This window comes from Pseudonocardia sp., assembly GCF_050250275.1.
In the GTDB taxonomy this organism is placed as follows: Bacteria; Actinomycetota; Actinomycetes; order Mycobacteriales; family Pseudonocardiaceae; genus Pseudonocardia.
Window position 1 is genome coordinate 1 of the sequence record NZ_JBFWOY010000058.1, and the last position, 19838, is coordinate 19838.

At 73.6% G+C, this 19838-nt stretch carries 16 protein-coding genes and 1 pseudogene; 10 read left to right on the top strand and 7 right to left on the bottom strand.

Annotated elements, in window-relative coordinates; all coding sequences use genetic code 11:
• Positions 1 to 284: 284 nt before the first annotated feature.
• Both AB7F12_RS30810 and AB7F12_RS30815 read right to left on the bottom strand, forming a co-directional pair.
• Positions 285 to 980 carry a hypothetical protein gene (locus AB7F12_RS30810; RefSeq protein ID WP_428517194.1) on the bottom strand — a complete coding sequence of 232 codons (696 nt, stop codon included), beginning with the start codon at positions 978 to 980 and terminating at the stop codon, positions 285 to 287.
• 31 nt (positions 981 to 1011) lie between these two features.
• Positions 1012 to 1311, bottom strand: a pseudogene (locus AB7F12_RS30815) (tyrosine-type recombinase/integrase); the annotation flags it as partial.
• A gap of 102 nt (positions 1312 to 1413) precedes the next feature.
• Between AB7F12_RS30815 and AB7F12_RS30820 the strand changes: the two are divergent.
• Positions 1414 to 1878: a hypothetical protein gene (locus AB7F12_RS30820; RefSeq protein WP_428501568.1), complete on the top strand. Its 465-nt coding sequence runs from the start codon at positions 1414 to 1416 to the stop codon at positions 1876 to 1878.
• A 322-nt stretch (positions 1879 to 2200) separates the two neighbouring features.
• Here the strand turns inward: AB7F12_RS30820 and AB7F12_RS30825 are convergent, their stop codons facing one another.
• Positions 2201 to 2857 (bottom strand): class I SAM-dependent DNA methyltransferase, encoded by a 657-nt coding sequence (locus tag AB7F12_RS30825; protein WP_428501567.1) that lies wholly within the window; start codon positions 2855 to 2857, stop codon positions 2201 to 2203.
• A gap of 890 nt (positions 2858 to 3747) precedes the next feature.
• On the opposite strand from AB7F12_RS30825, the gene AB7F12_RS30830 reads away from it, so the two are divergent.
• From AB7F12_RS30830 to AB7F12_RS30840, 3 genes are read left to right on the top strand one after another with little or no spacing between them, the layout of a single operon-like run.
• Positions 3748 to 4506 (top strand): SDR family NAD(P)-dependent oxidoreductase, encoded by a 759-nt coding sequence (locus AB7F12_RS30830; protein ID WP_428501566.1) that lies wholly within the window; start codon positions 3748 to 3750, stop codon positions 4504 to 4506.
• Positions 4507 to 4543: 37 nt separating this feature from the next.
• The gene (locus AB7F12_RS30835; RefSeq protein WP_428501565.1) at positions 4544 to 5827 is read left to right on the top strand and encodes an aspartate aminotransferase family protein; all 1284 of its coding nucleotides are present in this window, start codon (positions 4544 to 4546) and stop codon (positions 5825 to 5827) included.
• The gene (locus AB7F12_RS30840) at positions 5824 to 7314 is read left to right on the top strand and encodes an NAD-dependent succinate-semialdehyde dehydrogenase (RefSeq protein WP_428501564.1); all 1491 of its coding nucleotides are present in this window, start codon (positions 5824 to 5826) and stop codon (positions 7312 to 7314) included. The genes AB7F12_RS30835 and AB7F12_RS30840 overlap by 4 nt, the downstream gene beginning before the upstream one ends.
• Before the next feature lie 76 nt (positions 7315 to 7390).
• Here AB7F12_RS30840 and AB7F12_RS30845 read toward each other — a convergent pair whose 3' ends face one another.
• Entirely contained in the window at positions 7391 to 9442 is a 2052-nt protein-coding gene (locus AB7F12_RS30845) for a DEAD/DEAH box helicase (protein ID WP_428501563.1), read from the bottom strand.
• 580 nt (positions 9443 to 10022) lie between these two features.
• Here AB7F12_RS30845 and AB7F12_RS30850 point away from each other — a divergent pair.
• Genes AB7F12_RS30850 through AB7F12_RS30865 form a run of 4 tightly spaced genes read left to right on the top strand, consistent with a single transcriptional unit; the run spans position 10023 to position 14547 of the window.
• Entirely contained in the window at positions 10023 to 11066 is a 1044-nt protein-coding gene (locus AB7F12_RS30850) for a LacI family DNA-binding transcriptional regulator (protein WP_428501562.1), read from the top strand.
• A 21-nt stretch (positions 11067 to 11087) separates the two neighbouring features.
• Complete coding sequence (locus AB7F12_RS30855; protein WP_428501561.1) at positions 11088 to 12284, top strand: CaiB/BaiF CoA transferase family protein; 1197 nt, start codon at positions 11088 to 11090, stop codon at positions 12282 to 12284.
• The gene (locus AB7F12_RS30860; RefSeq protein WP_428501560.1) at positions 12284 to 13213 is read left to right on the top strand and encodes an HpcH/HpaI aldolase/citrate lyase family protein; all 930 of its coding nucleotides are present in this window, start codon (positions 12284 to 12286) and stop codon (positions 13211 to 13213) included. Before AB7F12_RS30855 ends, AB7F12_RS30860 begins: the two co-directional genes overlap by 1 nt.
• Positions 13210 to 14547 carry an LLM class flavin-dependent oxidoreductase gene (locus tag AB7F12_RS30865; protein ID WP_428501559.1) on the top strand — a complete coding sequence of 446 codons (1338 nt, stop codon included), beginning with the start codon at positions 13210 to 13212 and terminating at the stop codon, positions 14545 to 14547. Before AB7F12_RS30860 ends, AB7F12_RS30865 begins: the two co-directional genes overlap by 4 nt.
• 34 nt (positions 14548 to 14581) lie before the next feature.
• Here the strand turns inward: AB7F12_RS30865 and AB7F12_RS30870 are convergent, their stop codons facing one another.
• Both AB7F12_RS30870 and AB7F12_RS30875 read right to left on the bottom strand, forming a co-directional pair.
• A complete protein-coding gene (locus AB7F12_RS30870) occupies positions 14582 to 15985 on the bottom strand; it encodes an LLM class flavin-dependent oxidoreductase (protein WP_428501558.1) in 1404 nt (467 codons plus the stop codon).
• Positions 15986 to 16011: 26 nt separating this feature from the next.
• A complete protein-coding gene (locus tag AB7F12_RS30875; RefSeq protein ID WP_428501557.1) occupies positions 16012 to 16398 on the bottom strand; it encodes a polyketide cyclase in 387 nt (128 codons plus the stop codon).
• Positions 16399 to 16408: 10 nt separating this feature from the next.
• Between AB7F12_RS30875 and AB7F12_RS30880 the strand changes: the two genes are divergently transcribed.
• Entirely contained in the window at positions 16409 to 16699 is a 291-nt protein-coding gene (locus AB7F12_RS30880; RefSeq protein ID WP_428501556.1) for a hypothetical protein, read from the top strand.
• Between the two features lie 182 nt (positions 16700 to 16881).
• Positions 16882 to 17970 carry a metallophosphoesterase gene (locus tag AB7F12_RS30885; RefSeq protein WP_428501569.1) on the top strand — a complete coding sequence of 363 codons (1089 nt, stop codon included), beginning with the start codon at positions 16882 to 16884 and terminating at the stop codon, positions 17968 to 17970.
• A 25-nt stretch (positions 17971 to 17995) separates the two neighbouring features.
• Here AB7F12_RS30885 and AB7F12_RS30890 read toward each other — a convergent pair whose 3' ends face one another.
• On the bottom strand, positions 17996 to 19216 hold the full coding sequence (locus AB7F12_RS30890; RefSeq protein ID WP_428501555.1) for a cytochrome P450 family protein: 1221 nt from the start codon (positions 19214 to 19216) through the stop codon (positions 17996 to 17998).
• Positions 19217 to 19838 lie beyond the last annotated feature (622 nt).

Below are 19838 nucleotides of genomic sequence, written 5' to 3' on the forward strand. Positions count from 1 at the left end.
TGCGAGGCTCCACTCGTCGATTGACTATTTGCCTCCGATTGAACGGGAAATGGTGTACGCTACGTCCATCGCCCAACAGGGTGCGGTGGCCTGACCCTCAGCCTCTCGCAGACCCAGGACGGTTCACGGTGAGGGCGGTGAGGCAGCGGTTCACGTCGTCTCCGGGCTCGTTCAGTTCCGCATGATCAGGCGCGGAGACTAACCCAGGTTCTGCCGAAGGGCGTTTTCTGATCTCGTCGGACTAGAGGGACACGTGCGACGAGCCCAGCCCGAGCGTGGAGCCGCTACTTGGGGGTGATGGTCCACTTTCCGTCCGACACGATCTGCACCAGCTGAACGTTCTCCGAACCCGGAGCAGGGAACATCACTGTGCCCGTGTAGCTGGCGCCCTGCTCGTTCACCGCGAGGTCGGGGCCCGACGAGCCGTCCGTCATGACCTGGACGATGAAGTTCGCGTACTGGGATCCCTTGTTCACGATCTGCGCCGCCCCGGCCGGCTTTGTCAGGTACAGCACGTCGTCGCCGGAGCCGTCGACGGGGGCAGTGCCGGGCACGACCCGCGCAAGTTCGAGCCCACCGACCGTGACGGTCCACGGCCCGCTGGCCTTGATCTGCATGCGGGTGACCGTGTCGCCCCGCATCCCCAGCCAGTGCGTTCCGGTGTAGGGCGCCTTCTTCCCGAGGAGGAGGACGTCGGGGTCGTAGGCGGCGTCAGTCTTGAGGGCGACATCGCCCTTGCACTGGGAACAGTCGAACTTGAGGATGCCGACCTTGATAGGCGTGTCGAGGGTGACGACGTCGTTGCCGGTCCCGGACTTCGTCTGGGTCGGAACGCTCGCCGGTGCCGACGTGGTCGCAGCAGCTGCCTGCTGAGTGGTCTGCGGCGTGCTACTGGACGCTGCAGGGGTGGACGGCGAGTCGGAGCAGCCTGCGAGGACCGCCGCGGCAGCAGCGAGGGAGATGATCAGGGAGCGGCGCACAGGGGACGATTCGGTCCCGGATCATCGAGCGTTACGGGCCGGCGAGCGGGAAGAGTGCGTCCATCGCGGTCGCGCCTTCATCGAGCACGGGGCGGAGCTGCTTCCGGTAGACGGACTCCGTGACGGCGGTTCCGTTGTGGCCGACGAGGCGGGAGATCTGCTCCAGGGGCACGCCGGACTCGGACAGGAGGGACACGAAGCTGTTCCGCAGCTCGCGCGGTGTCCAGGCAGCGGGGTCGAGGCCCGCCGAGGCGACGATGCGGCGGGAGCTGCGTCGGACGTTGTGCGAGTCCAGCTCGGTGCCCTTGGCCGTGGCGAAGACGAGGGCGCCATGGCGCTCCTGATCGCCCGCGTGATCGGCCTACGAGCGGGTCGGGGCGGTAGGTTCGTCGTGATCGAACAGCGCTGACGACCCGCCGAGGAGCGTGCCCGAGTGGAACGACGTGTGGCGATCACCGGAACACGCAGCATCGGTGATGCTCCCGACGACGAGCTGGCCGGGGCGTTCGAGGCCTACCTGCGCCCGTTCGCGGACTCCGCGGCCCACTTCTACGTCGGTGGGGCGTCGGGCGTCGACACCGCCGCCCTGCAATGGCTGGCGAAGAACACCGAGGCCGCGGTGACGGTAGTCGTGCCCTGCAGGATCGTCGACCAGCCGGCCGGTTCCGCGAACGTCATCGAGGCGTTGCGCGACGAGGGCCGTCTCGCCGACGTCGTCGAGATGGGCGCCACGCTGCTGGGCAAGGCCGCCTACCACGCGCGGAACCGGTGGATGGTCGACCACGCCGGCATCGTGATCGGCTTCCCCCGCGGGGACGAGTCCGGTGGGGGTGGCACCTGGTACACGCTGAACTACGCGGCCGAGCAGGGGAAGGTCCGCATGATCGTGCCGCTCTGACGGGCGGTCCCGGTCCGGCCCGGCCGTGGCGTGCCGGCTCGGAGTCCGTGGCCGGTACTCGGCGAGGGACGGTGGCTGCCTCCGGCCGTCGCGGCACGGCGCCGCAACACCCTGGGGCTGGGCGGCGGCCGGACCCTGTTGGCGTCGCGCTCCCGGTGCTGACCGTGCCGGCCACCCCGGAACGGCGCGGACCCGCCCGCCGGGCGCGGGCGGGTGTGCCGCCGTGCAGCGCCGTGACCTCGACGAACCGCGGTCGCGACCAATCGCCGCACCCCGGGGCGGCCGCGGCGTCCGACGCGCGGGCGGCCGCGTGGACCGGGTCTCAGGCCTGCGCGACGACGACCACGGTCGGTCCGATCGGGCCGTCGGCGGGGAACCGGAGCTCCGCCGTCGGCCGCAGGCCTGCCTGCTCGACCAGCGCGACGAGCTGCTCGGGCCGCCGCTGGTGCGTCGTCCAGCGCACGGGGATGCCGCCGTAGGCCTCGGTGCGCACCACGTCGTCGTCGCCGACGTGGGTGGCGACGACCAGCTGCCCGCCCGGCACCAGCGCCCGGGCGAACGAGTCCAGGACCTGCGGCAGGACGTCGCGGGGGAGGTTGAACAGCGACCACCAGCCCAGCAGCCCGCCCCACGACGCGTCGGTGAGGTCGAGGTCGGTCGCCGACGCGACGTCGAAGCGGCACTGCGGGTGCAGCCGCCGGGCGTGGTCGATCATGCGCGGCGAGAGGTCGACCCCGGAGACGTCGAGGCCGCGTCCGGCCAGGTAGGCGGTGACCGTGCCCGGCCCGCACCCGATGTCGAGCACCGGGCCGAGGTCGCGCACGGCGTCGGCGAAGACGTCGATCACGGCGCGGTACCAGGGCTGGCGGCGGATGTCGCCGAGGGCGGTCCCGGCGATCATCTCGACGTAGGTGTCGGCGACGCGGTCGTAGGAGTCGCGGACGGCGTCGAGGTCGGCGGGTCGGGACGGTGGGAGCACGGGACAGGGGTAGCAGCAGGGACCGACGGTTCCGTCGTACGGCCGGCGGCCCGCCCGCCCGGCCACGCCGTCGCCGGTCGCCGCGGCCGGACCGGAACCGGGAACCGGACCCGGGACCGGAGCCGGACCCGGGACCGGGAGCCGGACCCGGGACCGGAGTCGGACCCGGAACCGGCGCCGGACCGGAGTCGGACCCGGAACCGGCGCCGCACCGGACCCCGGACGACTCGGCAGCCCGCGGCCGGCCGGCCGGACACGGTGCTCGCACCTCGTCCCGCGCCCGGCGCCCGGCGCCCGCCGATCCCGACGCTCCGGGCGCCGCGCCGCCGCAGACGGGGGAGTGGGCGCTGCCCACCGACCTGGCCGCCCGGGTAGGGCCTGTGCCGAGGCTGCGGGAGGCCGGCCCGACGCCTCGTCGCGCGGGCGGCGAGGCGCGGAGTCGGACCGCGCGCGACCGGTGCGACGGCGCGTGACGGGGCGGTCCCGCCCCGGTCGTCGGTCCGGAGGTGGTCTGCGCGGGCGTGACCCTCGCTGTGTGGGGACGGGTGTCCGGGGACGGCACGGGTCGTCGGTGCCCCGGTTGCGCCGACCGGCTGGTGCGCATGCGCGCGCAGCCGGCCGTGCCCGTCGGTGGAACCGCGGCGGTGGTCGATGAGACGCTGGTCCGAGGTGACCGGGATACCGGTCGTTGCCGGTCGGTACCCCGGGTGCGCCGGTGTGCCGGGGCTCGTCCCGCGAGACCGCGGGCCGGTCGCCGCGCGGTGACACCGTGGCCGGCGCCGACGTCGCGTCGCAGCGGGCTCGTGGGTGAGCGGATCGTCGGCCGGGTAAGGCAGGACCAGGGGCTGCGAGGGATCACCGCCGCGGCCGGAGGGAAGGAGGCAGTGCAGGTGACCGAGTCGACGACGCGCGTCGCGATCGTGACCGGTGCGACATCCGGGATCGGGGTGGAGATCGCCCAGCGGCTCGCCGCCGACGGCCTGACGGTGGTGCTCACCGGCAGGTCCGCGCAGCGCGGCGAGGCGGTCGCGGCCGGCATCGGCGGTGCCGCCGTGTTCGTCCGCGCCGACCTGACCGACCCCGACGCCCCCGACCGGCTCGTCGAGGAGACCCTCGACCGCGCCGGGCGCCTCGACGTCCTGGTGAACAACGCGGCGGTCGACCACACCGGGCCGCTGCTCGACGTCCCGGCCTCCGAGGTCCGCGCGACGTTCGAGACGAACACGTTCGCCGCGATCGCGTGCCTGCAGGCTGCGGGGCGCGCCATGCGCACACTGGGCGAGGGCGGCTCGATCGTCAACGTGACGTCGCGGCTGGCGAGCATCGGTGTGCCGTCGATGTCGGTGTACAGCGCGAGCAAGGGCGCGATGCGCAGCCTGACGACGGCGGCCGCGGTCGAGCTTGCGCCGTGGGACATCCGGGTCAACGCGGTCGCGCCCGGCATGACGCGCACACCGCTCTACGACGAGTGGCTGGCGGCCCAGGACGACCCCGCGGCGACGCAGGAGCGGGTGGCGGGGGTCATCCCGCTGCGCCGCATCGCCGAGCCGCGCGACGTGGCGGCGGCGGTTTCCTACCTCGCGAGCACTGACGCCGCATACGTCACCGGTGCGACGATCCCTGTCGACGGCGGATACCTGGCGCAGTAGCCGGCCCACGATCGACGCGCACGACGAAAGGACTGTCATGACCTCGAACACCACTCCGGACGCCGTGATCGCCGGGCCCGCGCTGTGGCCGGCCCAGGCGCACGTCCCCACCGTGATGGGCCGCCAGCTCGTCATCGAGCGGGGTGAGGGCTGTTACGTCCACACGACCGACGGTCGCCGGCTCTACGACGGCACCGCGGGGCTCTGGCACGCCAACGTCGGGCACGGGCGCCCGGAGCTGGCCCAGGCCGCCTACGACCAGATGCTGCGGCTGGAGACCTACCACACGTTCGCGCGTTTCTCGAACGACAGGGCGATGGAGCTGGCGGAACGCCTCGCGGTGATCTCGCCCGTCCCCGATCCGAAGATCATCCTCAACTCGGGTGGTTCCGACGCCATCGACGTCGCCTGCAAGCTCGCCCGGCGGCACTGGCAGCGTGAGGGCCGGGAGAACAAGAAGACGATCATCAGCCGCGAGTTCGCCTACCACGGCCTGCACGCGTTCGGCACGAGCATCGGTGGCCTGGACTTCAACCGCGAGGGCTACGGCTCGCCGTCGCTGGTGCCGGAGACCGTCCGCGTCCCGTTGCACGACGCCGAGCAGGTCGCCCGGGTGGTCGCCGAGCTCGGCGCTGACACCGTCGCGGCCATCATCACCGAGCCGGTGCAGGGCACCGGTGGGGTCAACCCGCCGGAGGACGGCTACCTCGAGGCGTTGCAGCGCATCTGCCGCGAGAACGACATCCTGCTGATCCTCGACGAGGTGATCACCGGCTTCGGCCGGGTCGGGGCGATGTTCGCGACCGAGCGGTACGGCGTCAGCCCCGACATGGTCACCTTCGCCAAGGGTGTGACCTCGGGGTACGCCCCGCTGGGTGGTGTGTTCGTGAGCCCGCGGATCTGGCAGGCGTTCTACGTCGACTCGCCCGACACCCCGGTGTTGCGCCACGGCGCCACCTACGCCGGGCACGCGACCGCGGCGGCGGTCGCGTTGCGCCACCTCGACATCCTCCACGACGAGAAGCTCGTGCCGCGGGTGGCCGAGCTGGAGTCGGTGCTGCGCACCCAGCTCGACGGGCTCGCCGAGCGCGTGGACGCCGTCACCGACGTGCGTGTCGGGGGCTTCCTGGGCGGGGTGACCGTCGCGGAGGGTGTGGCGGCCGAGAAGGTCACCGACCGGCTCGTCGACATGGGTTTCATCTCGCGCCCGCTGCGTGGTGGCACCCTGCAGATCAGCCCGCCGTTCACCACCACCGACGACGAGGTCGCGGCGTTCGTCGCCGCGATCGAGCAGGCGGTCGTCGACGAGGCGGGCCGGTGACCGCGGGCGCGTCCGTCGCCGCGTCCGGCCTGGTGCCCGCCGACCCGCGCGCGGTCGAGCGGGCCGACGCCGTCGTGGCGGGTCTGGGCCTTCCGGCGGGGGGTGTCGCGGTCGCCGACCCCGCCACGGGGGAGACCGTCGCCCACATCCCCGACGACGGGGTCGACGAGGCTCTCGCCGCCGTCGCCGCGGGCGACGCCGCGGGGCGGGACTGGGCGGCGACCACGCCCCGCCGGCGTGCCGAGGTCCTGCACGCCTGGTGGGAGTCGCTCGTCGCGCACACCGAGGAGCTCGCGCACCTGATCACCCGCGAGATGGGTAAGCCGCTCGCGGAGGCGCGGGCCGAGGTCAAGTACGGGACCGACTTCGTCCGCTTCTACGCCGAGGAGGCCACGCGTCCCGGCGGCGGCTTCCGCGACGCGCCGGACGGCGGGTCGTCGATCCTGGTCCGGCGGGCCCCGGTGGGGCTCGCCGTGCTCATCACGCCGTGGAACTTCCCGCTGGCCATGGCGACCCGCAAGATCGCACCGGCGATCGCGGCGGGGTGTGCGGCCGTGGTCAAGCCGGCGACGCTGACCCCGCTGACGACGATCTACGCGGTGCAGCTGGCCGTGGCGGCGGGTGTGCCGCAGGACCTGGTCCGGATCGTGACGACGTCGAGCGCCTCGGCGTTCAGCGAGGCCGTCCTGGTCGACCCGCGGGTGCGCAAGGTCTCGTTCACCGGGTCGACGGGTGTGGGCAGGCGGCTGCTGGAGCTCGCTGCGCGCAACGTGCTGCGCTCGTCGATGGAGCTGGGCGGCAACGCCCCGCTGCTGGTGTTCGACGACGCCGATCTCGAACGGGCCGTCGACGGCACGTTCGCGGCCAAGATGCGCAACGGTGGCCAGTCCTGCATCGCGGCCAACCGCATCTACGTCCAGGACGGGATCGCCGACGAGTTCGTGGCCGCTCTCGCCGAGAAGTTCGAGAAGGTGAAGGTGGGCAACGGCTTCGGTGAGGGCACGGGGCTCGGCCCGTTGATCGACGACCGGGCCGTCGCCCAGATGCGGGCACTCACCGACGACGCCGTGGCGAAGGGGGCGACCCTGCGGACCGGGGGCGGGGACCACGACGGGGACGGGCACTTCTTCCCGCCGACGCTGCTGGACCACCTCCCGACGTCGGCCGACGCGGCGAGCACGGAGATCTTCGGCCCGATCGCGGCGGTGCAGCGGTTCGCCAACGAGGCGGAGGGCCTGGCGCGCGCCAACGACACCGAGTTCGGGCTCGCCGGCTACGTGTTCACCGAGAGCCTCGACCGCGCCCTCGACGTCGCGGACCGGCTGCAGACGGGGCTGGTGGGCATCAACCAGGGGGTCCCGTCCAACGCGGCGGCGCCGTTCGGCGGGATCAAGCAGTCCGGGATGGGCCGTGAGGGCAGCGCCGAGGGGCTCGAGGAGTACCAGAGCGTCCGGTTCTACAACATCGCGCGGCGCGCCCGGCGCTGACCGGGCGGCCACCGCGCCGGGGCCCGCCACCGTGGAGGGTGGCGGGCCCGGCGGATCGGCTGTCCCGCCGCGAGGGTCAGGCGACGCCGACGGGCACGTCGGTCAGCGCGTCCTCCAGCAGCGCCACGAGCGCGGCGTGCTGCACGTCCGAGGACGACCCGACCTCCTCGTCGGACCCGTCGAGTGCCTGCGCGGCGAGACCGGCCTTGCTGTCGATCAGCTCGGCGATCCGGGCGTCGATCGTCTGCGCGGCGATGATCCGCCAGGCCGTGACCGGCTTGTCCTGCCCGATCCGGTGGCTGCGGTCGATCGCCTGGGTCTGCTCGGCGGCGGTCCACGACAGCTCGGCGAGCACGACGTCGGAGGCCACCTGCAGGTTGAGCCCGACACCGGCCGCGGTGAGCGAGCACACCGCGACGGCGACGTCCGGGTCCTCGACGAACGCGTCGATGTTGCGCTGGCGCACCGTGCGGGTCTGGTCACCGCGGATCGAGGAGTACCGCACCCCGAGCTTGGTGAAGGTCTCCTCGGCGGCGTCCATGACGTCGACGTGCTTGGCGAAGAACACGACCTTGCCCGCGCTGCGGGCGAGCTGCGCGGCGTAGTCGGCGGCGAGCCCGGCCTTGGCCTGCCCGATGCGGCGCATCATCCCGAAGACGTTGTCGCCGGCCGTCGAGGTGGTCGCGTCCTTCTGCTCCCACTTGGCGACCTGCCGCACGAGGTCGTGGTCGATGCCCTCGACGACGCTGCCCGAGCGCCGTGTCGCGAGGGCCTCGGTGTAGCGGGCGACCATGCGTCGTGCCAGCTCGCGCTCGGCTGCCCGGATGGACCGGCCGGCGGGGCCGTCGAGCTCGACGGGCAGGTCGGCGATGCGCCGGGCCGGGATGTCGGCGGCCACGTCGATCTTGCGGCGCCGGACGATGCCCTGGTCGACCACGCACTGGCGGGCGGCCGGGTAGAAGCCGGGGTCGGCCGGGGTCAGCCCGGTCTCGGTGAGCGCGTTCATCAGCTCCGCGCGCGGCTTGCTCGCGTCGATCCAGCCGAGGAACTGCCAGATGGCGAGGAAGTCCTCGATGTCGTTGATCAGCGGGGTGCCGGTGAGCGCCATGAGCAGCGGCCGCGGCGTGAACTCGCGGATCCGGTCGGCGAGCTGCAGGACGTGCTGCGAGCGCTGCGAGGTCTTGTTCTTGATGAAGTGCGCCTCGTCGACGACCATCCCGCGGAAGCCGAAGTCGCCGAGCCAGCCCATGTGCCGGTCGAGCACCTCGTAGTTGACGACGACGATGTCGGCGAACCCGTCGACCGAGTCGCCGTTGCCGTGGATCGCGGTGGCGGGGTGGCGCGGCGTCCACATCCCGGCCTCACGCACCCAGTTCGTCTTGACGACGTTGGGGACGACGACGAGCAGGGGATAGGCGTCGGCGGCCTCTGCGGCGAGCAGCGCCTGGGCGGTCTTGCCCAGGCCGGGCTCGTCGGCGAGCAGGAACGAGCGGTGGCCGGCTGCGGCGGAGGCGATCAGCCCGGCCTGGTGCGGCATGAGCTCGCGGCCACCGGGGCCCCGCAGCGATGTCGGTGTGGGCAGGGGCATCGACGTGGACGCCCCGTCGGCTGCGCGTTCGAACGACCGCAGCAGCGGTTCGAGCAGCTCCCAGCCGGCGAGCCGGGTCGGGCGCGCGGTGCTCGGGCGGGCCGCGGAGAAGTCCGGGGCGAGGAACGGGTTGGCCAGCTGGCGGGACACGACCGACTGCGGCACGACCCGCGGTTTCTCGGGAGCGGCGGGCGCGGGTACCGGCACGGGGTCGAACGCCTCGGTCTCGATGCCCGCGGTGCGCAGGACCTGCCGGGTGAGCGACCGGGCGTCGTCGGAGACGGTGGCGTCCTCGGCGAGCAGCGCCAGCAGCGTCGAGTCGCGCACGACGCTCATGGCGAGGGACTTGGCGAGCTCGTCGAGCTTCTTGAGCTGCTCGGTCCGCTTGCGTTCGGTGATCGCGGTGTCGGCCCGCAGCCGGGCGCGCTCCTCGCGGAGCAGCAGCGCGGCGGCCTGGACCTTGGTGCGGGTCGTGGATGTGGCGGGGCCCCGGCGCAGGGCGGTCTCGATCTCGCGGACGGAACGGGCGAGGGTCGACATGACGTCGGTGGGCGCATCGGCCCGCCGACGTCGCTGGTCCTGCGGGGCACTACGGCGAGCCTTCGTCTGAGGCCTGCCTCGTCGAGCCACGTACTCCTCCTTCTGGCGATGCCCGCCGGCGGCCGGGTGGCCGCGCCGAACCGGTACCGCGTGCGGCGCCGTGTCGGCGACGGGCGCCGAGGGGGACGGCGACGTCTCCCGAATCGTGATTGCGTCCCCGGGGGCTGCGGCGGATCGCCGGTGCCGAGGACGAACTGTCTGCGGCGCCGGCCCGGGGGAGGCGATGCTTCCCGCCGAAGGGCTTGTCCGCAGTGGAACCGGTTGCCGGTGGCGACCGGCAGCAGAACCTTCTCCACAAGCATACCGCTGTGGCGCCCGTTTCATTCCCGTGTCGCCGGTCCCGGGCGTGTCCGGTGTTCGCGGCACCGCGCTCGCGGGGTTGGCGTCGTGGGTTGCCCGGTCGCGCACGGTCGTGCTGTACTGGCGACAGGGCACGATGTAAAGCTTTACATTGCACGATGCAATCACCGACGGTGATCGACGACCCGGTCCGGGACACGGACCGGTGACGGGAGGCGGCATGGGCGGGCGCACCCGGCGCGCCACGGTCGGCGTGGTCGACCTGGCCCGCGACCTCGGTGTGTCGACCGCCACGGTCTCGCGCGCCCTGAACGGCTCGGCATCGGTCCGACCCGAGCTCGCCGAACGCATCCGCCGGTACGCCGCCGAACAGGGCTACGTCCCCAACCGGCTGGCCCGCGGGCTGTCCGCGTCGACCAGCCGGGCGTTCGTGGGGTTCGTGATCCCCTACGTCGACACCCCCGCCTACTCGGGTGTCGCGGCCGAGTGCTCGCGGCTGCTGTCGACGGGCGGCACCCAGATGATCCTCACCGTCACCCAGAACGAGCCGCAGCGGGAGCTGCAGCAGCTGCGCGAGCTCGTCGCCAGCCGCATCGCCGGGCTGATCATCGCGCCCAGCACCGGAGTGCTGGAGGAGTCCCGGGCGATCCTGCGCGGGCTGCCCGTCGTCGAGCTGCACCGCTCCTGCCACATCGGCGCGCCCGGCGTCTTCGCCGACGACGAAGCCGTCATGGGCGAGGCGGTGACCCATCTCGCCGAGCTCGGCCACACCGACATCGCCTACCTGGGCACGCCGACGGCGCTGTCCCACGGTGCGATGCGGCTGCACGCGGTGACCGGTGCGCTGGAGGAGGCCGGCCTGGACCCGGCGCGGATGCGGGTCCGGCTCGTCGAGCCGACCCGGGAGAACGGGCGGCTCGGCGTCCACGAGCTCCTCGACGGGCCGGCGCGGCCGACCGCGCTCGTCGTCGGCGGCGGGGCGCTCTCGGTCGGTGCGGCCGAGGCCGTGCGCGCGCGGGGGCTGCGGCTGCCCGACGACCTGTCGCTGGTCGTCTACGGGGACCCGGCGTGGTTCTCCCTCAGCGACCCGCCGCTGACCGCGGTCAGCGTCCCCTACGACCGGCTCGCGAGCGAGGCCGCGATGTTGCTGTCGGGGCTGCTCGACGGGGACGACGTCGAGGCCGTGCCGCACCTGCTCGCCCCGGAGCTGCGGGTGGCCGGATCGACCGGCCCACCCCTTGCCACCCCACCCCTTGCCACGTAGACGCCGACGAAGGAGCCACGCATGACCGACGGACCGTTGACGGGGCTGCGGGTGATCGACGCGGCCACGCTGGCGGCGGGACCACTCGTGGCGACGTGGCTGGGTGAGCACGGCGCCGAGGTCATCAAGATCGAGCAGCCCGAGGGCGGTGACCCCATGCGCCAGTGGGGTGCGCAGCGCGACGGCGTCGGCCTGATGTGGAAGAGCCTGAGCCGCAACAAGAAGTGCGTCACCCTCAACCTGCGTGAGGAGGCCGGCCGCGACCTGCTGCGCGACCTCGCCCGCACCGCCGACGTCGTGATCGTGAACCTGCGGCCCTCCACGCTGCGCCGCTGGGGCCTCGACCACGAGGGCTTCGCCGCCGTCAACCCCAAGCTGGTCATGCTGCACGTCACCGGCTACGGGGCGGGCGGACCGAAGTCCGACCGGCCCGGGTTCGGCACCCTCGGCGAGGCCATGTCGGGCTTCGCGCACATGACCGGCGAGGCCGGCGGCCCGCCGACCCTGCCCGCGTTCATGCTGGCCGACGGCGTCGCCGCCCTCAACGCCACCTACGCGGTGATGATGGCGCTCTACCACCGCGACGTGCACGGCGCCGACGGCCAGCTCATCGACGTCAACCTCATCGAGCCGCTCGCCCGGCTGCTGGAGCAGCCGCTGCTCACCTACGACCAGACCGGCGAGATCCCCGCCCGCATGGGCAACCGCTGGGACATCTCCGCGCCCCGCAACACCTACCGGACCTCCGACGGGCACTGGCTCGCGATGTCGGGCAGCGCGCCGTCGATCGCGATGCGGGCGCTGCGCGCGGTCGGGCGACCGGACCTGACCTCGGACCCGCGCTTCGCCGAGGCCCAGCAACGACTGCGACACGCAGGTGAGATCGACGCGGTGATGGCCGAGTGGATCGCCGGGCGCACCCTCGACGAGGCGATGGCCGTGTTCGAGGAGGCCGAGGTCGCGGCGGCCCCGGTCTACGACGCCGCGCAGCTGCTCGCCGATCCCCAGCTGCAGGCCCGCGGCACGTTCCCGCGCATCCCCGATCCCGACCTCGGTGCGATGACCGTGCAGGGCCCCGTCCCGCGCTTCTCCGCGACCCCCGGCGGGATCGATCACCTCGGTGCCGGCATCGGCGCCCACAACGACGAGATCTACGGCGACCTGCTCGGCCTGTCCGAGCAGCGCCGCCGTGAGCTGCACGAGAACGGAGTCATCTGATGGCGCGTCCGATCCGGCCACGACGGTCCGAGCTGGCCACCCCGGCAAGCAACGACTGGATGTTCGCCAAGTCCGCGGCGTCGGCGGCCGACCTGGTGTTCCTCGACCTGGAGGACGCCTGCGCCCCCGCCGAACGCGAGGCCGCCCGCGGCAAGGCGGCCAAGGCCCTGCGCGAGCTCGACTGGGGCTCGACGGTCCGCGCGATCCGGATGAACGGCGTCGACACCCGGTGGGCCCACGGCGACGTGATCGACGTCGTCACCGGGGCGCGGTCCGCACTCGAGGTGATCATCGTCCCGAAGGTCCGCAGAGCCCGCGACGTGTGGTGGGTCGACACCCTGCTCACCCAGCTCGAGGAGACCCTCGGGCTGCCGCCCAAGGGCATCGGGCTGGAGGTGCTCATCGAGGAGACCGAGGGGCTGGAGAACGTCGGCGAGATCGTCCGCGCCTCCGACCGCCTCGAAGCCGTCATCTTCGGCGCCGGGGACTTCTCCGCCTCCCAGGGCGCCCGCGTCGACGGCAACTTCGACCCGCTCGTCGACTTCCCCGGCGACATCTGGTTCTACGCCCGCTCCCGCGTCGTCGTCGCGGCGCGCTCGGCCGGGGTCGACGCCATCGACGCGCCGTTCCCCAACTACCAGGACCCCGACGCCTACCGGACGGCCTGCGACCGCGCCGCCGCCATGGGCTACGTCGGCAAGTGGGCGATCCATCCGTCCCAGATCGACCTCGCCAACGCGGCCTTCGCGCCGACACCCGACGACATCACCCGGGCGCGGCGCCTCGTCGCGGCCTACCGCGAGGCCGAGGCCGCCGGGCGGGGCGCGGCCGGGCTCGACGGGATGCTCGTCGACGCCGCCCACCTGCGCCACGCCGCCACCGTGATGCGCACCGCCGAGATGCTCGGCCTCACCGAGGAGGACGCATGACCAGGCAGATGACGATGGTCGGCTTCATGCAGGCCGGCAACGTGACCGTCTACTCCGGGAGCTGGCGCTACCCGTCGGCCGACCTCGGGTTCCTGACGATGGACTACTACCAGCACATCGCCCGCACGCTGGAGGCCGGCCGCTTCGACTGCGTGTTCTTCGACGACCGGCTCGCGATGCCGGGCGTCTACGGCAACTCGGTGGCCGAGGCCGTCCGCTACGGGGCGCGGCCGATCAAGCTCGACCTCACCGCGGTGCTCGGCGGGATCATCGGCGCCACGGACCGGATCGGTGTCGGCGCCACGTACTCGACGACCTACTACGACCCGTTCCACGTCGCCCGCACCTTCGCCACCCTCGACCACCTCTCCGGTGGTCGTGCGGCCTGGAACGTCGTGACCTCGGTGAACGACTCCGAGGCGCAGAACTTCGGGCTGGAGTCGCACCTCGACCACGACGAGCGCTACGACCGCGCCCACGAGTTCCTCGGCGCCGTCGCCGCCCTCTGGGACTCCTGGGAGGACGACGCCCTGGTCCTGGACCGGGAGTCCGGCGAGTTCGCCGACCCGGCCAAGGTCCACGAGGTCAACCACGAGGGGAAGTACTTCTCGGTGCGGGGTCCGCTGACCGTGCCGCGGACCCCGCAGGGCAGGCCCGCGATCCTGCAGGCCGGTTCGTCGGGACGGGGCCGCGAGTTCGCCGCACAGTGGGCGGACATGATCTTCACCGCGGACCCCGGCCTGCCCGTGGCGCAGCAGCACTACAAGGACCAGCGCGAGCGCATCGCCGCCACCGGCCGCGACCCGGACTCGGTGAAGATCCTGCCGATGGCCTACGCGGTGGTGGGGGAGACCCAGGCGATCGCGGAGGAGAAGGAACGGCTGTTCCTCGACGCCTACGTGCACCCCGTCGCGTCGCTGACGCTGCTGTCGGAGGTCATGAACTACGACTTCGCGAAACACGACCTCGACGACCCGGTGACCGAGGAGATGATGGCCGCGAGCGGTGGCATCCGCGGCCTCGCCGAGGGGGTGCGCCGCCACCTCGACCGGGAGGTGACGGTCCGCGATCTCGCCGCGCACCGGGCGACGCTGCTGCAGGGCCCGCGGTTCGTCGGGACGCCCGACCGGGTCGCCGACCAGATGCAGGAATGGGTCGAATCGGACGGATGCGACGGGTTCGTGCTGGCCGCGACCCATCTCCCCGGCGCGTTCGAGGAGTTCGTCCGCATGGTCGTCCCGATCCTGCAGGCGCGCGGGCTGATGCGCACCGACTACGAGGGCCGCACGCTGCGCGACCACCTGGGCATCGAGCGCCCCGCCAGGAGCCGGTGAGAGCGGCGGGGGTCGCTGTGGCGACCGTCGCGACTCACGAGGAGAGGGCCGCGATCACCGGGGCCCAGCGCGCGACGTCGGCGGGCCCGGTCAGGTCGGGCGGGGCGACGAACGCCGTGCACACCCCGGCCTCGACGAGCCCGCGGTAGCGCGCGACGTGCCGGTCGGCGGTGCCCGCGTGGTGGCGCGCGGCGAACGTCGCCGCGTCGGTACGGCCGCGCAGCCGCTCGACCAGCGTCGCGACGTGGTCGCGGTCCTCGCCGAGAACCGGCACGTCGAGGACGGTGACGCGCTGCTGCGGACCGGTCTGCGCGACCCGGGCGGCGGGGACGTTGCAGGCGTCCCCGAGTGACGCGGCGAGGCGCAGCACCCGCGGCCCGGTGCCGCCGACGATGATCGGCAGCGCGCCCACCGGCCGCGGGTAGCTCGTGGTCTCCGGCAGCCCGGCGGCAGGCCTGGTGCCCGTCGCCCACAGCGCGCGCATCGTCGGGATCGCCCGTTCGAGCAGGTCGACGCGGTCGCCCGCAGCGGGGAACGGCAACCCGTGCCCCGCGTGCTCGCGCTCCCACCAGCCCGCGCCGAGACCGCAGAAGGCGCGACCGCCGGACAGCGCGTCGAGCGTCGCGAACGCCTTGGCCAGCACCCCCGCCGGCCGGAACGTGACGGGGCAGACGAGTGTGCCCAGGTGCAGGGTCGTCGTCGCGCCGGCGAGCAGGCCGAGCGTCACCAGCGGTTCGGGGATCGCCTCGTAGGGCCGTCCGACCTGCGGGATCTGGATGAGATGGTCCATCAGCGCGAGCCCGGCGAACCCGGCCTCCTCGGCGGCTCGGGCAACCGCCGTCAGCCGCTCCGCAGAGGCGCCGGACGGGAACCGGGAGACCTGCAGGACGAACGACAGGCCGCCGGGCCCGGCGAACAGCGGCCTCGCGGCGGCGGTGGTGGGTGGGGGTGCCGGTGCGGCGGCCGGGGCCGGGCCGCCGCTCTCCCGGACGACCAGGTCCCACTGCTCACCCGCGATCTCCGCCGACACCCCGGGCATCCGCCGCACCTGCGAGGTGAGGGCCGGCGCGGGGACCGGCCGGTCGCGCTCCCGGTTCCGCGCCCGGCACACCGCGGCCGGGGTGCCGAACACCGTTGCGACGCAGGGCATCCCGGCCGCGCGGCCGGCGGCGAGCCAGGCGCGGCGGCGTCCGGCGTCGAGGCCGAGGGTGTCGACGACCGTCGTCAGCCCGCGGCGCAGCCGGGCCGCGACGATCGCCTCCAGGACGGCGAAGGCGTCGTCGCCGGCGTCGAGGTCGGCGGGGCCGGTGCCGACCCGCGCCCGCAGCGCGTCGGAGGAGACGATCTCGGCGTCGCGGTAGCGCGCCGCCGCCCACGTCGACTTCCCGGCACCGGCCGGACCGACGAGCACCACCAGCGCCGGATCGGGCAGCTCCACCCCGGGAGTATGCCGGGCGCCGCCACTCACGACCCCGCGGTGCGTTCGGCCAGCTCCTTCAGGTTCAGCAGCTGGCGGCGGGCCATCACCAGGTCGCCGACCGAGACGAACGGTGCGAGCGCGCGTCCGCCGCCGGTGACGACCTTGAGCAGGAGGCGGGTGTCCGCGCCCGCCGCGACGAGTACGTAGGACATGACGCCGCCCATGATCCGGGCCGTCAGCTGCTCGCCGGGGACGACGGACAGGATGCGCCCGACCGGGCGGCCGCCGCACCGGCTGAAGGGCTCGCCCGGCACGGGTCCGGGCAGGTCGCGCAGCTCCTGCGGGGAGCGTCGGCCGAGGTTGTCGACCCAGTCGTAGGAGTAGGGCGCCAGCCGGATCTGCGCGACCCACGGCCACACCCGCGCGGGCACCGCACGCACCGTGACACCGCGCCAGGCCTGCAGCGCCGGTCGCGGGACGACGTCGTCGCACGGGTACTGCAGGCGGGTCTCGGCGTCGGTGACGCCCAGCGGTCGCCGATCATCCCGCCAGCATGCCGTCGCCGCACCCCTCGTCCTGGCGACGGGCGTCGGCGAACTGGGCGTCCTGTTCAGCGGCGGCGTCCTGCTCGGGCTTTGGCTGCTCGTCTCCGGGGTGCTGCTCGGCAGGCGTGCCGTGCGCGCCGCCGCACCGGCCCCGGCGCCGCGCACCGAGCCGCTGCGGACTCCGTGACCTGCAGCTCCGGTCCGTGCGTCCTGCCGCGGCGCCCGGCATGCTGGACCGGGAGCGCGCCCGGCCCCGGGCCGGGGAGGACGCACGTGGCGACCACGACCGACGAGACCGACACCGACGAACCCGACATCCCGCGGCCGCGGCCCGCCGGTCCACGGCCCGGACGTGGGTTCCTCGTGCCGATGCTGCTCGTCCCGGCGCTGCTGTTCGGCATCCCGTGGTGGACGCTCGTCGTCGGCGGGCAGAGCTGGCCGGTGGCGGTGGTCGTCGCCCTCACCGCGGTCGCGGTCGCCGCCTTCGCCGGGCTGCCGCTGCTGATGGCGGCCGGGCACGGCCGCCGCCACCTCGACGCCGCCGCCCGCGTCGGTGACACGACCCTCGGCGTCGCCTGGGTGCTGTTCACCTGGACCGTCCTCGGGCAGCTCGTCGAACTGGTCCTCGCCTTCGCGGGCATGCCGGATCCGTTGCGGTCACGGGTCGTCGCCGCGGGGGTCCTCGTCGTCACCCTCGGGCTCCTCGCCCACGGGACGGCCGAGGCGTTACGACTGCCGCGGGTGCGCCGCCGCGACGTCGTCCTCGACCGGCTCGGCCCCGGGCTCGACGGGCTGCGCGTCGTCGTCCTCGCCGACACCCACTTCGGCCCGCTCGACCGCACCCGCTGGTCGCAGCGCGTCGCCCGGGTCGTCGCCGGGCTCGAGCCCGACGTGCTCGTGCACGCCGGTGACCTCGCCGACGGCGACGTCGCCGACCGCGCACACGAGGTCCGCCCCGTCGCCGAGCTGACCGCGCCGCTGGGCCGGTTCTCGATCGTCGGCAACCACGAGCACTTCTCCGGTGCCGCGCAGTGGGTGCAGCACCTGCGCGGCCTCGGCTGGCAGCCGCTGGTCAACGCCCACGGCGTCGTCGAACGGGGCGGGGACCGGCTCGTCGTCGCCGGCGTCGACGACCCCACCGGCACCCCCGACCTGCGCGCGGCACTCAGCGGGGTCGCCCCGGACCTGCCGGTCCTGCTGCTCGCGCACCAGCCGAGCCAGGTCCGCGCCGCGATCGCCGCCGGCGTCGACCTGCAGATCTCCGGGCACACCCACGGCGGCCAGATCTGGCCGTTCCACCTGCTGGTGCGGCTCGACCAGAAACAGATCTCGGGCCTGCGCCGCCACGGCGAGCGCACCCAGCTCTACGTCAGCCGCGGAACCGGCTTCTGGGGCCCGCCGCTGCGCATCTTCGCCCCCAGCGAGATCACCGTCCTCACCCTGCGCACCCCCGGCTGAGCGCATCCGGCACGGGCCCGCGGGTTCAGAAGCGGACCGGCAGCCGGTGCAGGCCGTGGATCAGCGAGCTCTCCCGCCACTCCAACGTCTCCGGCTCCGCGGCCGGCGCCAGGTCCGGGAAGCGCTCCAGCAACGTCCGGAACGCGATCTCGCCCTCGAGCCGCGCCAGCGGCGCACCGAGGCAGTGGTGGATGCCGTAGCCGAACGCGACGTGCCCCGACGTGTCGCGGGTGACGTCGAGCTCGTCCGGCCGTTCGTAGCGGTCCGGGTCCCGGTTCGCGCCGATCAGCGAGACGAGCACGAACTCGCCCTTCGGGATCGTCACCCCGCCGATCTCGACGGGCTCGGTGGTGTGGCGCATCGTCGCCAGGTTCACCGGCCCGTCGAAACGCAGGAACTCCTCGACGGCGCCGGGGATCTTCGACGGGTCGGCCCGCAGCGCGGCCAGCTGGTCGGGGCGGCGCAGCAGGGCGAGCATCCCGTTGCCGATCAGGTTGACCGTCGTCTCGTGCCCGGCCACCAGCAGCAGGAACGCCATCGAGATGACCTCGATGTGGGACAGGGAGTCGCCGTCCTCGGAGGCGGCGACGATCGCCGAGAGCATGTCGTCGCCCGGTGCGGCGGTCTTCTGCGCGACGAGCTCGGCGAGGAACTGGGCCATCGCCCGCGCCGCGGCCGACCGCACCTCGGGCTCGCCCCGCGACAACAGCGTGTTCGACCAGGTGCGGAAGTCGTCGCGACGGTCCTGCGGGACGCCGAGCAGCTCGCAGATCACCGTCATGGGCAGCGGGAAGGCGAACTCGTCGAGCAGGTCGACCACGGGCCCGTGGGCGGCCATCGAGTCGGCCAGCCCGGTGGCGATCTCGGTGATCCGGGGGCGCATCCGCGCGATGGCCCGCACCGTGAACGCCCGGTTCACCAGCTTGCGCAGCCGGGTGTGGTCGGGCGGGTCGCTGTTGAGCATGTGTTCGACGAGTGAGCTCGCCACCTCGGTCCGGTGCAGCTCGGGTGTCGCGTGCCGCTCGACCAGCTCCGCGACCCGTATCCCGCTCTTGGCCAGGCGCGGGTCGTTGAGGGCCGGGCGGACGTCGGCGTAGCGCGTCACCAGCCACACGACGAGCCCGGGCGGCGCGATGGCCCGAATCACCGGGGCCTCCGCGCGCAGTCGTCGGTACAGCGAGTCCGGGTCGGCGAAGAAGCGGTCGTCGAGCTGGATCGGGTCGGTGTTCTCCACTGTGCTGGTCATGGCGGTGCCCTCCTCCGGGGCGGCCCCCCGCCGCCCTCGGTCGGACCCGACGCTAGCCCCGCCGGAGCGGGCGGCGCTGAGGGTTCCCTGAAGCCGCCGCCCTGTCCCGGCCCCGGTTTCCGGTTTGTGCGAAGGGTGGGTGGCGCGGGTCACGCCGCGCGCTGCGGCGGCCGCGACGGGGTCTCGCCGCGGCGCCGTGGTCCGGCCGCGGCCGGTGGTGCGTCCGGTCGCCGGACGTGGGGTGCGACGTCGGTCGGCTCACAGCGCGAGCCCGTCGGTGGGCGGTCGCGGTACCGTCGGCACCTTCGCGGTCCGATGCGGCGTTCCGCCGGTCCGCGCCGCGGCGCGGCTGTCCCGGGGCCGGGACACTCGGGTGCTGCGGCACCGCGGGTCGCCCCGCCAATGGTCCGATATCGCGACAGTGCGGCGGCCGCCGGGCTCCTAGCGTTCTGCGGGCAGTGTTCCTGACACGGAGGGCTCCCGATGAAGGCGATGGTTTACCACGGCCCCGACGACAAGGCCTGGGAGGACGTTCCCGACGCGGCGGTCCAGGACCCGACCGACGTCGTGGTGCGGGTCGACACGACCACGATCTGCGGTACCGACCTGCACATCCTGCAGG